Source organism: Kaistella faecalis, assembly GCF_019195395.1.
Taxonomy (GTDB): Bacteria; Bacteroidota; Bacteroidia; order Flavobacteriales; family Weeksellaceae; genus Kaistella; species Kaistella faecalis.
Map to the genome: position 1 here is coordinate 140,001 of NZ_CP078067.1, position 13,552 is coordinate 153,552.

The 13,552-nt window shown below is 38.9% G+C and carries 9 protein-coding genes; 5 read left to right on the top strand and 4 right to left on the bottom strand.

Annotated features, from left to right (window positions below; translation table 11 throughout):
• Window positions 1-20 precede the first annotated feature (20 nt).
• Both KTV93_RS00710 and KTV93_RS00715 read right to left on the bottom strand, forming a co-directional pair.
• The gene (locus KTV93_RS00710) at window positions 21-1,295 is read right to left on the bottom strand and encodes an aminotransferase class I/II-fold pyridoxal phosphate-dependent enzyme (protein ID WP_218249420.1); all 1,275 of its coding nucleotides are present in this window, start codon (window positions 1,293-1,295) and stop codon (window positions 21-23) included.
• 112 nt (window positions 1,296-1,407) lie between these two features.
• Complete coding sequence (locus tag KTV93_RS00715; protein ID WP_218249421.1) at window positions 1,408-2,445, bottom strand: PLP-dependent cysteine synthase family protein; 1,038 nt, start codon at window positions 2,443-2,445, stop codon at window positions 1,408-1,410.
• A 202-nt stretch (window positions 2,446-2,647) separates the two neighbouring features.
• Between KTV93_RS00715 and KTV93_RS00720 the strand changes: the two genes are divergently transcribed.
• From KTV93_RS00720 to KTV93_RS00740, 5 genes are all read left to right on the top strand, one after another.
• Window positions 2,648-6,133 (top strand): glycosyltransferase family 117 protein, encoded by a 3,486-nt coding sequence (locus KTV93_RS00720; RefSeq protein ID WP_218249422.1) that lies wholly within the window; start codon window positions 2,648-2,650, stop codon window positions 6,131-6,133.
• Window positions 6,134-6,142: 9 nt separating this feature from the next.
• Complete coding sequence (locus tag KTV93_RS00725) at window positions 6,143-6,670, top strand: DUF1697 domain-containing protein (RefSeq protein WP_218249423.1); 528 nt, start codon at window positions 6,143-6,145, stop codon at window positions 6,668-6,670.
• A gap of 6 nt (window positions 6,671-6,676) precedes the next feature.
• Window positions 6,677-7,534: a hypothetical protein gene (locus KTV93_RS00730; protein ID WP_218249424.1), complete on the top strand. Its 858-nt coding sequence runs from the start codon at window positions 6,677-6,679 to the stop codon at window positions 7,532-7,534.
• 81 nt (window positions 7,535-7,615) lie between these two features.
• Entirely contained in the window at window positions 7,616-8,425 is an 810-nt protein-coding gene (gene kdsA / locus KTV93_RS00735) for a 3-deoxy-8-phosphooctulonate synthase (protein ID WP_218249425.1), read from the top strand.
• A 285-nt stretch (window positions 8,426-8,710) separates the two neighbouring features.
• Window positions 8,711-10,888, top strand: coding sequence for a TonB-dependent receptor plug domain-containing protein (locus KTV93_RS00740; RefSeq protein ID WP_230259236.1), 2,178 nt, complete (start codon window positions 8,711-8,713; stop codon window positions 10,886-10,888).
• Between the two features lie 53 nt (window positions 10,889-10,941).
• Here KTV93_RS00740 and KTV93_RS00745 read toward each other — a convergent pair whose 3' ends face one another.
• Both KTV93_RS00745 and KTV93_RS00750 read right to left on the bottom strand, forming a co-directional pair.
• Window positions 10,942-12,459: a carbon-nitrogen hydrolase family protein gene (locus tag KTV93_RS00745; RefSeq protein WP_218249426.1), complete on the bottom strand. Its 1,518-nt coding sequence runs from the start codon at window positions 12,457-12,459 to the stop codon at window positions 10,942-10,944.
• 29 nt (window positions 12,460-12,488) lie between these two features.
• Window positions 12,489-13,535 carry an anhydro-N-acetylmuramic acid kinase gene (locus tag KTV93_RS00750; protein WP_218249427.1) on the bottom strand — a complete coding sequence of 349 codons (1,047 nt, stop codon included), beginning with the start codon at window positions 13,533-13,535 and terminating at the stop codon, window positions 12,489-12,491.
• Window positions 13,536-13,552: the final 17 nt, after the last annotated feature.

Consider the following 13,552-nt stretch of genomic DNA (forward strand, 5'->3'; position numbering starts at 1 on the left):
AATATAAATACTGAAAAATTCTATGTTGATTTAAAGGATAAACCTTTTTCTTCAAGTAATTTCTGCTCCTGCTCCTTGTAGAAACCTGAGGTAAGTTTATCGTGAATGGCATCAAATGCATCCAGGGTTTCATTAATTTCTGCGTCCGTATGAGATGCAGTAGGAATTAATCGCAATAAGATCATCCCTTTCGGTATTACCGGATAGATTACAACTGAAGTAAATATACCGTAATTTTCTCTCAGATCTTTTACCAGTAAAGTAGCTTCAACAGTAGAACCCTGCATCATTACAGGAGTTACACAGGTATCTGTACCGCCAATATTGAATCCTCTTTCTATCAACCCATTCTGGAGCCTATTTACGTTTTCCCAAAGTTTTGCTTTGATTTCCGGTCTTGATCGAAGCAAATCCAATCTTTTCAAACCTCCGATTACCATTGGCATTGTTAAAGATTTTGCGAAAACCTGAGAACGCAAATTGTATTTTAAAATTCTGATGATATCTGCATCACCTGCGATAAATGCACCAAAGCCGGCCATTGATTTCGCGAAGGTTGAAAAGTAAACATCGATCTGATCCTGGCAACCCTGTTCTTCACCAGCGCCGGCACCGGTTTTCCCTAATGTTCCAAAACCATGAGCATCATCGACCAAAAGTCTGAAATTGAACTTCGATTTTAGGGCACAGATTTCTTTAATTTTCCCCTGCATTCCGCGCATCCCGAAAACACCTTCAGTAATCACAAGAATACCGCCGCCTTGCTCTTCAGCAACTTTGGTAGCTCTTGCAAGGTTCTTTTCTAAACTCGCAATATCGTTATGTTTGTACGTGAAACTTTTACCCATATGAAGGCGGACTCCATCCACGATACACGCATGCGAATCTGCATCGTACACAATGACGTCATGACGGCCTACCAAAGCGTCGATGGTAGAAACCATTCCCTGATAACCGAAATTCAAAAGATAAGCTGATTCTTTACCAACAAATTCTGCCAATTCCTTCTCCAATTGCTGGTGTTGAGCAGTTTCACCGGACATCGCTCTTGCGCCCATAGGGTAGAACATTCCGAATTCAGCAGCTGCTTTTGCATCAGCCTCTAAAACTTCGGGATGATTACACAACCCTAAATAATCGTTAGCACTCCAGAAAACAACTTCTCTGCCCTGAAATCTCATTCGGGGGCCGATAGGTCCTTCAAGTTTAGGGAAAACGAAATATCCTTCTGCATAATCTGCAAACTGCCCGAGTGGTCCTGGATTCTGGCGTAACCGATCAAAAATATCTGTCATTATTTTATAAGATTTTTTAATTTTTATATAGAGAACAAAGTTAACAAAATTTGAACAAAAAGAACCTTTTTGTAAGCTACAAAAAGGTTTATGTGATATATTTCACAGTTTATTACTTGATTATTTCAGTTTTGAAAACTTCGTCGTAATTGTGAACACAATTGTTGATGAATCCCTGTTCCTCCATCCATTTATCACTGTAAACCTTAGTGATATATCGGGAACCGTGATCGGGGTAAATAGCTACCACAACATCATCCGCTGAAAATTCATGGGAGCCGGCGTACTGTATAAGACCCTGCGTAACAGCGCCTGTGGTATAACCTCCCATAATGGCTTCTTTCAGAGCAATTTCGCGGGTTCGGTAAGCGGACATTTCGTCATTTACGCGTACGAATTCATCTACTTTGTCGAATAATAATGCTGCAGGAATTAAATTTTTGCCCATTCCTTCAATTTGGTAAGGGTGAATTTCGTCTTCATTGATTTTTCCTGTTTCATGGAAACCTTTCAGGATAGAGCCGGACGCGTCAACACCTATAACTTTAATATTAGGATTTTTTTCTTTTAGAAATTTAGCCGAACCTGATAACGTTCCGCCGGTTCCTGTACATGCAATAAGATGCGTAATTTTCCCTTCTGTCTGTTCCCAGATTTCAGGTCCTGTGGTTTGATAATGTGCATCAATATTCAGTTCGTTAAAATATTGATTGATATAGATAGAATCCGGAGTTTCTGAAGCGATTCTCTTCGCAACTTCATAATATGATCTCGGATCATCAGCGGCTACATTAGCTGGGCAGATATAAACAGTAGCGCCCAAAGCTTTCAGATAAGCGATTTTTTCCTTCTTCGTTTTGTTGCTTACAGCAAGAATACATTTGTAACCTTTAATGATACAAACCATTGCAATAGAAAATCCTGTGTTGCCGGATGTAGTTTCTACAATGGTTGAGCCAGGTTTTATAAGGCCTTTTCTTTCGGCAGCTTCGATGATGTGAACTGCAATTCTGTCCTTGGTAGAATGGCCGGGATTATAAGACTCTAGTTTAGCATAAACTGTTGCAGGAATATCTTTGGTAACTGTATTGAGTTTTACCAAAGGGGTGTTGCCAATTAAGCCAAGAATATTATCGTGAACATTAGTCATTTTTCGTCATTTTTTCTCTATAAAACCGAGTGCAAAAATACTAAAAAATAAATAATACAACAATTTATAAATTTTTTTCTGATTTACAGCATAATACAATGATGATAAATATATTCTGGATTAAGGGAGTCTTATTTAAACTTTGTTAAAGTACTTATATAATTAAAGAAAAACCTTATTTTCGCAACATTGAATATTATTTATGAAAAACTGGTCTTTTAAACAGTGGAATACCATTTTAGGATGGGTTATCTTTGCTATTGCTTTCATCACTTATTTATCAACCATAGAGCATAATTTCAGTTTTTGGGACACGGGAGAATATATTGCTTCTGCTACAAAACTCGAGGTTACCCATGCTCCCGGTGCTGCGCTTTTTCAGCTGGTAGGAGCTGTTGCAGCGATGTTTGCTTTTGGTAATGGTGAGAATTATTCGATCGTTATTAATGCAATGTCAGCGCTTTTCAGTGCGTTCACTATTTTGTTCCTGTTCTGGATCATCACGCATTTGGTGCGCAGGCTTCTGAATAAAGATTTTGATGAAATTACCAAACACCAGGAAATCTCAATATTATTTGCGGGGGCGATAGGAGCTTTTTGTTTCACTTTTTCTGATACATTTTGGTTTTCTGCGGTGGAGGGCGAGGTTTATTCAATGGCAACCTTATTTATTGCGCTTCTACTTTGGCTAATTACCAAATGGGAAAACGAATATCATGATTCTGATAACGAACGATGGATTATTTTAATTTTCTTCGTAACCGGTCTTTCTGTAGGAGTTCACATGATGGGCATGCTTGCCATTCCGGCGGTATGTTTAATTTATTACGCAAGAAATTATACGTTTACCTGGAAAAGTTTTCTTTGGGCAAACGTATTCACTTTAGTCATTCTGGGAATTGTATTTAAAGGAATTTTCCCGTTAATAATGACGCTTTTCGGTAAAATGGAAATTTTTGCTGTAAATGGAATTGGCCTTCCTTTTCATTCCGGAACCATTATCGCGTTTATTTTGCTGATTGCTTTCTGCTATTTTGCTATTAATTATGCTAAAAAATCAAGGAAGAGCATTTATCAAACCGTTGCTTTATCGGTAGTTTACATGATGATTGGTTTCTCATGCTGGATGGTAATCCCGATCCGTGCGATTGCAAATCCTCCCATGAACCTTAATAATCCAGATAACGCCATTGGAATGCTCGATTACTATAACCGCGAGCAATATGGTGACTGGCCAACTTCTTATGGGCAGAATTACACAGCATATCTGGATGCAAACGGAATCCAGAAAAATGACGACGGAAGCTACAAAACCGAAAAAACTGGCGATGTTTACGAAAAAGATGAGCCAACCGGCACCTACCGTAAAGTAGGCGAGCGTTATAATTATATTTACAGCAAGGATCACGTTGGGTTTATGCCGAGAATGTTTAATGAAGATCAAGCCGTGATGGCCAACTATATATCGATGTATGGCGCACCGGATTTTTCATTTAACTACGCCAATGAAGACGTTGCCGACAGTCCTGAAGCAAAACAGATTTTCGAGGAATTACGCCAGAAATATGAAGAGGGAAGTATAAAAGTTGAAGATTACCTCAAGGTAAAACCTTATAATTTAATCAATGTTCAGAAGCCTTCCTTATCGCAGAATTTAGATTATTTCTTCACTTTTCAAAACGGATACTATTTTGTAAGATATCTGATGTGGAATTTTGTTGGAAGACAGAATGATCTGGAAGGACACATGGAAAACAACCGAGGAAACTGGATTTCAGGTATTCCTTTTGTAGATAATGCCATGTGGGGCGACCAAAGTAAAATGCCCGCAAAATTCAAAAACGAAAGTACAGTAGCCTTTTTCTTTTTACCACTTTTATTGGGTTTGATTGGTTTCTTCTTCCAGCTGAACCGCGATTTTGGCAGGTTTTACGCAATCCTTTCACTATTTGTAATCACAAGTGTCGGAATTATTTTCTATACCGGCGTTAAGCCCTTTGAAGTTCGGGAACGAGATTACGCGATGGTTGCCTCATTCTTTGCCTTTTCGGTATGGATAGGTTTGGGTGCAGCTGCAATACTTTGGTTCATTCAGGAAAAAGTAAAATCCAATGCAGTAAATGTTGTGGCAGGAATTGTATTGATGGGAATTCCTTTCATGATGGGATTCCAGAACTATAATGTACACGACAGAAGCGGCAGAAGCGCGGCTTATGATTACGCGTATTCGACATTGAAATCGCTTCCGAAAAATGATATTCTTTTTGTTTATGGCGATAATGATACGTATCCGATTTGGGGAATGCAGGAAACTTCGGGCATGCGTGATGACGTAAAAGTGGTGAATTTCACCTTGCTTTCGACACCGTGGAATATCGATCAGGTAAAGAGAAGAACCTATAATTCAATGCCTGTACCGTCTGTCCTTAACCATGAGGATTACCGCGACGGGACCAACGATCAGGTTTACCTTATGAGTCCGGAAGACTGGAAAAACGTCTTTGCCAACCTGAAAGATCAGGGTGCTCCGGAAACAGCTTTTGCAGGATTCAGAAAGTTTATGACTCAGGATTCTATGACAATGAAAGAAGCGGTAGATTTCATTAAAGTAAAATCAGAAGATAAAGACGAAATCCTGAAGATGCTTTTCGGTGAAGCGAAATATGAGAAATTTAATTTCCTTCCCGTTTCTAAATTTATTTTGCCGGTAAACAAAGCCAATGCAGTGAAATCAGGAACTATTGAAGCGAAAGATGCCGCGCTGGCAGTCGATAAAATCACCATCGAATACAAGAGCAACAGTATGTTCAAAAACAATTTGATCCTGCTTGATATTCTTGCCAATTTCGACTGGAACAGACCGATTAATTTCTCCACAGGCGGAATTTACGATCCGGAAAACATCTTCTATCTTGGTAATTATCTACAGTTTGATGGTTTCAGTTACCGTCTTGTTCCAATCAATACTCCGGAACGTGAAGATGGTGAAATGGGTAGAGTAGATGCTAATTCACTATACAACATCGTTAAAAATTACCGTTGGGGAAATTTCAAGGATTTAAGCGTTCATTTTGATGAAACCTGCACACAGAATATTGTAAGCTACAGAAGTTCTGCAAGCCGCGCAGCCGAAGCTTTGGCACTTTCGGGACAGAAAAATAAAGCTTTGGAAATGCTTGATATGGCTTCCCGAGAAATTCCTGTTGAAAAATACAATGATCCCCGTTCACTGAGTTCAATGGTTTACGGATATATCGTTTCAGGTCAGGAGCAGAAAGGTCTGAAACTGGCTGAAGAGCTGAAAAAAGGAATCTTCGAGGAGTATGATTATTATAGCAGTCTTTCAGCTTATGAGCAGCGATTTGTAGGAAAACAGATGCGCACAAAACCAATGGAATATTCTCTGGTTGTGGGAGCAGTTTCAGATGCATACAATAAATTGGGACAAAACGAAAAAGGCTACCAGTATCTTTTAAAATCCATTGAAACGGTGGATAAACGCTTCAACAGTTTCGTGAAGAATCTACAGACCATGGGCAAGGAAAAAGCCTTTAGAGAATCTGAAAAAGTACAGGTAATTACTCCGTTTTACACTTATTTATTTGATGTGATGAACCCGTATGATTCAACGTATTCCAAAGAGAAAGAGGCTCAGATTACCAATGCGATCATGAAGGCTACGCAATAAAATATACCCATGAAATACTGTGCTTTTCTTCGCGGAGTGAATGTTAACGGTACTTCCTTGAAGATGGCAGAAGTCATTAAAGTGTTTTCTGATGCCGGAATGAAAGATGTTTCTACCGTTCTTGCATCAGGAAACATTTTGTTTTCGTCGGATAAAAAACCTTCGGAACTGAAGAAAATTTTAGAGAAAGCGATGTCGCATTATTTCGAATATGAGGCTTTTCTTTTTCTGAAAAACCAGGATGAAATAGCTGAAATTCTAAACAATAATCCATTCAGCAAGGCTGATGATCTGCATATCTATGTTTTTGTGGGAACAGAAGGTTCGGAAAATATTCTGCTCGAAGAATTTACAAATGCAAAAAAAGCAGAAAAAGAAAGAGCTGAAATTGTTGCAAACACCTTTTACTGGCAGGTTCCCAAAGGAAGTACGCTGGATTCCAGCTTCGGAAAAATTTTAGGAAAAAAGCAGTTAAAAGATAAAATCTCCTCCCGAAATATCAATACCTTTGATAAAATATTTATTAAACTTAAATAAATTATCATGAAAAAACTACTTGTTCTCTTTGGTTTTTTTTCATTTTTTCTAGGACATACACAAATTCAGGTTCCAAAAGAATTCAATTTTAATACAGCGTTTGTCAATGCTGAAAACCGGCTCGTTATTCTGCCACCAAAGGCTACTGATAAATTTCTCAATGTGGGCCTGCCATACTTTGACGAGAATGCAGGTTACACTTTTAAGCTGTTCGGGACACTGGTGCCCGAGAATGGAAAACTTGTCTACAAACCGGCGGAAACCAATATCATTGCGAGATGGCAGAATTTAGGTTTACAGGTCGCTGCACTTTCTGACCAGCAGGTTACCGGGTTCAAACTGCCGGAAACTGCATCGTTTCTTCAACATTACAAATCCAAAAGACCTGAAAACGATGTATTGGTTGATAAATACAGTTTTATGAATGGCGGCGGTGCATCGGCTTTAGCACTGAAAGGCCTGGAAAAATTAAAAGAAAGCGGTTTTAAATCTGAAAAATTTTATTTCGAACTTGCCTACGCGTACAACGCTCTGGGAAAATTTGCTCAAGGTGAAGAAACCGTTACCGAAGCAGCAAAAAACGGATTCAGTAATGAACTTTTCATTAAGGAAAAACATTACGCGATGCTTAACCAGAATAAATTTTCAGAAGCCGCCGACTATTTGACCGCAAATTTTAAACACTTTAAAACTGCCAGTTATAAGAGCGAAAGTATTATCAATCAGATTTCTAAATTTTATAACGCTCCCGACTTAGAAAATGCTGAAAAGTGGATTGATATTTACAAAAAAGAAATCGGGCAGGACCAGTATAAAGTTCACGTCGATAAATTCGAAAAGGCACTGAAGGAGCAGAAAAAATAAGAATGGCGCAAAGCAGTTCCGGTCGCTTTTCTGTCAGAAAAACCGTATTTTTGTACTTATAATAAATTAGAAAACTATATTATGATTCAGTACTTAGATAATATTCATCATAAAGACTCGAAAAATTTCTTCCTTATCGCCGGTCCGTGCATTATCGAAGGTGAAGATATGGCGCTGAGAATCGCTGAAAAAGTAGTAGAACTTACCAATAAATATGAAATCCCTTATATCTTCAAAGGAAGTTTCAAAAAAGCAAACCGCAGCCGTGTAGATTCTTTCACCACGATTGGTGAAGAAAAATCTCTGGAAATCCTGAAGAAAGTAGGCGAGACTTTCAATATTCCAACAACAACAGATATTCACGAAAACGAACATGCGGCTTTGGCTGCAAATTATGTAGATGTTCTACAGATTCCGGCTTTTTTGGTACGCCAAACCGACTTGCTTATTGCTGCAGCAAAAACCAATAAATGTGTTACGCTGAAAAAAGGCCAGTTTCTCTCCCCGGAATCCATGCAGTTCGCGGTACAGAAGGTTACAGATTCAGGCAATCCAAAAACGGCCATTATCGAACGTGGAAATTCTTTTGGTTATACCGATTTGGTCGTTGATTTCCGTGGAATTCCTACCATGAGAGCATATGCACCCGTAATTTTAGATGTTACGCATTCGCTTCAGCAACCCAATCAAAATTCGGGGGTTACAGGCGGAAGACCGGAACTTATTGAAACCATTGCAAAAGCGGGAATTGCCGTAGGTGCAGATGGACTTTTCATAGAAACTCATCCGGATCCAAGCTGTGCGCTTTCTGATGGAGCCAATATGCTTCAACTTGATAAACTGGAAGATCTGCTTCAAAAATTAACCCGCGTACGACAGGCCATCCTCTAATTTTTGTTATCTTTAAAATCTAAATTCACCGCATTGAAAAAAATACTTCTACTCCTGGTATTCTCGCCGCTTTTTGTTTTTTCGCAAATTAATCTTAAAGTTCTCGACGAAAACGGTGCTCCTGTTTCTCAAGCCAATGTCTCCTATAACAGTCAGAATTTTATAACTGATGACAACGGATTTGTGAAAATCCCTCTCGCTCCGGAAGAACAGACTCTTTCGGTACAGAAGGAAAATTTCAGGGGATTCAGCAAAACGATTAAACCTACTCCGAAAGTTCAGAACGTGAACATTTTGTTCGTGAATGCTGAAAGAGAAACCCAAATTCAGGAAGTGGTTTTCCAGAAAAAAGGTAAACCTAAAGTAACGGATTTAACTTCTATTGAAATCTCTGCAAAAGAAGCTCAGCAGGTTGCATCGCTTTCAGGTGGAGTTGAAGGACTGATCAAAACTTTACCGTCAGTAAACTCAAACACGGAACTATCTTCCCAGTATATGGTTCGCGGCGGAAACTATGATGAAAACCTTATCTACATTAATGACATTGAAATTTACAGGCCTTTTTTAATCCGGAATTCTTTACAGGAAGGGATGAGTATCATCAACCCTGATATGGTTCAGGCAATTAATTTCTCTCCTGGAGGTTTCGAGGCAAAATATGGTGATAAAATGTCTTCTGCATTAAATATTTATTACCGTCAGCCTACAAAATTTGAAGTGGCGGGCGAGGCAAGTTTAATAGGCGGTAGGCTTTCAACAGGCTTAGCAAGCAAGAACAGGAAACTTTCTGCGCTGTTTTCAGGCCGTTATAGAAATACGAACCTGGTACTGAATACTTTGAATGAAGATACTGATTTTAATCCTCAGTACATGGATTTTCAGTCTTATATCAATTATAAACTGAATGAAAAGTGGGACTTTTCGTTTATCGGATACTGGAGTAAAAATGATTACGAAATGGTTCCGAAAGTAAAGGAAGTGGATTTCGGAAGCTTACAGACTCCTTTAAAACTGAGCGTTTTTTACAACGGGCAGGAAGATGACCAATATAAAAATATGATGGGCACCGCGTCTGTCAACTTTAAACCAAATAAAAAATGGACCTTTACTCTTGATAATTTCGCTTACCAAAACCGTGAAAGAGAATATTACTCCATCGCTTCAGGATATATGCTGCAGACTTTTGATCCGGTAACCGGAGCGCCAATTACTTCTTATGATGTTGGCGGGCAGATTGATCACGCAAGAAATGATTTATTGGTAAAAACCTATGGCTCACAGTTAAAAACACGTTTTTCACCTGATGTAAATACAGATTTCGAGGTAGGTTTAAAATTCGAAAAAGAAAACCTGAAAGATTTCACCAATGAATGGCAACTCGTAGATTCATTAGGTTACAGCACTCCGCGAGATTATACCAATCCGGGGGTTCTGGATCCGTCTCAACTACGTCTTCGCTTCCATATTGCAGGTGAAAATCATATCCAGCCTACCAGACTTTCAGGATATGCTCAATATTCTAAGAAATTTTTCTGGGGTCAGAACAGAGTTTTTGTAAATGCCGGGGTTCGTGCATCTCACTGGGATTTCAACGATGAAACCATTATTTCGCCCAGAGCGCAGTTTGCCATCAAACCTGATTGGGAAATGGATATGCTCTTTAAAATTTCGGGAGGAATTTATTACCAGTCGCCTTTCTATAAAGAAATTAAAGATCTTGACGGCAACTTTAATTCCAACATCAAATCGCAGCGTTCCACGCAGGTGATTTTAGCCAACGATTATGAATTCAGAATGGCTGAAAGACCTTTTAAATTAACTACGGAAGTTTACTATAAGAAAATGGATAACCTGATTCCGTATTATCTTGATAACGTAAGAATTCGCTATTCCGGAGCCAATAATTCTGAAGGTTACGCTTACGGACTTGATACAAGATTGTTCGGTGAATTTGTTCCAGGTGTAGATTCGTGGATTTCCGCAAGTTATGCGCGCGTTTACGAAAATATCGAAGGCCGTGGTTATATCCCGAGACCAACTGATCCCCGATTCAGATTTTCCATGTTCTATCAGGATTATATGCCTAAATTTCCTTCGATGCGTGTAAATCTTACTTTGACTTATGCGAACGGACTTCCTTCGGGAACACCGATTTCTTTAGACGCGAACGGAAAACCTGATTTTGAAGCGCCATATAAATACCAGAGAACTTTACCTTCTTATAAAAGAGTTGATATAGGTTTGTCTAAAGTTTTCATCGATCAGAAAGACAATAAAGTAAACAGCGGTTTCTGGAGTAACTTTAATGAACTTGTTTTAGGAGTACAGATTTTTAATGCTTTCAACATCAGCAATACGGTAGCTAACCAATGGGTTAATGATGTTTCTACAGGCTATAATTATCCGGTTCCTGTACGGTTAACGGGAAGATTCTTTAACGTGAAACTTGAATTTAAACTTTAAAATAAAAATTCTTACCATAAAGAATCCCGGAACTTATCTGTTCCGGGATTTTTTTATTCTGTTTCGCTGTTGAAATTTACAGTATCATAGAGATCTCTGCGCCGGTCGCTCATGGTGCGCACTGCGCCGTAGTGATGAAGTTCTTTCAGTAAATTCAGATCCACATCTACAATCAAAGTTGTTTCTGTATTCGGTGTTGCTTCCCCTTTAATCGCATTGGATGGAAAGGCAAAATCTGAAGGTGTGAAAACTGCCGCCTGCCCAAATTGAATATCCATATTGTTTACGCCCGGCAAATTCCCGACACATCCGGCAATGGCAACATAACATTCGTTTTCAATCGCTCTTGCAGCTGCGCAGTGGCGAACTCGTGTATAAGCATTCTGGGTATCGGTGAGATAAGGAACGAAAAGGATTTTCATACCCTGATCAGCTAAAATCCTTGGTAATTCAGGGAATTCTACATCATAGCATATTACCAAACCTATTTTTCCGCAATCGGTATTGATGACTTTAATTTCGTTACCGCCTTTCATACCATAATATTTTTTCTCGTTGGGTGTGATATGAATTTTTCTGTGTTCATCAATTTTGCCGTCACGGTGTAGCAAATAACTGATGTTGTAGAGTTCGCCGTTTTCGACAAGAGGCATACTTCCGCCAACTATATTGATATTGTAACCGATTGCAAATTCGGAAAGCTTCAGCTTAATTTCTTCGGTCAGTTCAGCCAGTTTAAACATACTTTCCCTTTCTGAAAGATGATTGAAAGGAGCTAACAGAGGCGTGTTGAAGAGTTCCGGGAACATGATGAAATCCGATTTGTAATCTGCCATTACATTCACGAAAAATTCTACCTGCTCAAAAAAAGCATCAAGGTTTTTAAAATGCCGCATCTGCCACTGAACCAATCCCAACCGGATCACAGAATCCTGCATTGTATTCGGTTTTTTACTGTAGTAGATATTATTCCACTGCAGCAACACTGCATTTTCTTCGGAATGTTGATCCTCAGGCAAATAATTTTTAAGAATTCTAACCGGCAGGAAATTATTCGCCAACTGAAAACTCAATACCGGATCATAGATTTCTTTATTTCTTACCTTCTGTATATATGCGCGTGGCGAAAGTTCTGCGCTGTGCAGGTGGTAATTGGGGATTCGTCCGCCGACCATTATCGATTTTAAATTCAGGGTTTCGCAAAGTTCTTTTCTTACATCATAAAGTCTTCGGGCAAGTCTTAACTTTCTGAATTCGGGATCAACAAAAACTTCAATTCCATAAAGTACATTTCCGGTATCAGAATGGGTATTGAAGGTATAATTTCCGGTAATTTCTTTATACGTGTGATCGTCTCCATACAGTTCGTACTGCACGATTAGGGAAAGTGCAACCGCTGCGATTTTTCCGTCAACGGTAATGCAAATCTGCCCATCCCGGAAGATGCGGATCAGTTTCTGTATGCTTTTTTTAGACCAGATATTTTCCGACATAGCCGGATAGGCTTTCTGCATAGTCTCTTTAAGCTCATCATAATCTTCGATGGCCAGTTTTCTGATGTCAATCTGCATAATATTTTATTAATAAGTTAAAGTTCTGTTTAAACGATTATTCCTGACGAATGGTCAGCCGAACTCCCGGTAGCAGAACAAAGTACATTAATTTCGTTATTCATTTTCAAAATACCCATGAATGCAAAAATCAGTGCTTCCTTAAAATCGATAAGTTCCCGACTAGCAATGATAATATCGGTTGCTGACTTGGCTTTAATGCGTTCAATTAGATAGGAATTATACGTTCCCCCGCCTGTAAATAAAACGTTCTTGAACTGGTAATGATTAAAAATCTGCGCAATTTGGTCTGCCGCATGTTCGGTGAAAGTTGCAAGAATATTCTGCGGCGTTTCATTTTCGAGCAGCGGAATAATACTCTGATTTACCCATTCGATTCCCAGCGATTTTGGAGGATTTTCTGCGTAGAAACCAAGGGAATTTAATGATGTTAAGATCTTTTCATTTACCTTACCGTTTCTGGCAGAATTTCCATTTTCATCATACTTTTTTCCGAGAGTTGATGCGTATCGGTTAAGAACAATATTCACGGGACAAATATCAAAAGCGATTCTTTTTCCCTTATTTCGCGTAGAAATATTCGAGAATCCTCCAATATTCAGGCATGCGTCAAATTCCGAAAAAAGAAGTTCATCTCCAATCGGAACCAACGGTGCACCGTTGCCTCCCATGAGTACATCCTGGCTGCGAAAATCGTAGGCTACAGGAATATTATTACTAATTTTAATGGCCCTGCCATCACCAATCTGTAACGTGAAATGACGTTGTGGCTGATGAAAAACGGTGTGGCCGTGCGATGCAATCAGATCAATTTTAGCGAGAGAATTTCTGGAAATAAATTCTTTTACTTTTTCACCGAGATAAAAACCATATTCAGAATTCAGTGCCAATAAATCTTCAGCATTCAAATGAATTGAATTCTTTAGCTTTTCTTCCCATACAGAAGAATAGGGAAGTGTCTCAGCCTGAAGAATACTGAATTTCCATTCGGAATTTAATCTTTGGAATTTGGCAAAACAAATATCAAGTCCGTCGAGACTTGTTCCCGACATCAACCCGATTGCGTGAAAGGTCATAAAAAAAGATTTTTTCG

Coding starts and splice junctions, on each gene's coding strand:
- KTV93_RS00720 (WP_218249422.1), top strand. CDS start 2,648: ATGAAAAACTGGTCTTTTAAACAGTGGAATACCATTTTAGGATGGGTT.
- KTV93_RS00745 (WP_218249426.1), bottom strand. CDS start 12,459: ATGCAGATTGACATCAGAAAACTGGCCATCGAAGATTATGATGAGCTT.
- KTV93_RS00715 (WP_218249421.1), bottom strand. CDS start 2,445: ATGACTAATGTTCACGATAATATTCTTGGCTTAATTGGCAACACCCCT.
- KTV93_RS00710 (WP_218249420.1), bottom strand. CDS start 1,295: ATGACAGATATTTTTGATCGGTTACGCCAGAATCCAGGACCACTCGGG.
- KTV93_RS00750 (WP_218249427.1), bottom strand. CDS start 13,535: ATGACCTTTCACGCAATCGGGTTGATGTCGGGAACAAGTCTCGACGGA.
- KTV93_RS00725 (WP_218249423.1), top strand. CDS start 6,143: ATGAAATACTGTGCTTTTCTTCGCGGAGTGAATGTTAACGGTACTTCC.
- kdsA (WP_218249425.1), top strand. CDS start 7,616: ATGATTCAGTACTTAGATAATATTCATCATAAAGACTCGAAAAATTTC.
- KTV93_RS00730 (WP_218249424.1), top strand. CDS start 6,677: ATGAAAAAACTACTTGTTCTCTTTGGTTTTTTTTCATTTTTTCTAGGA.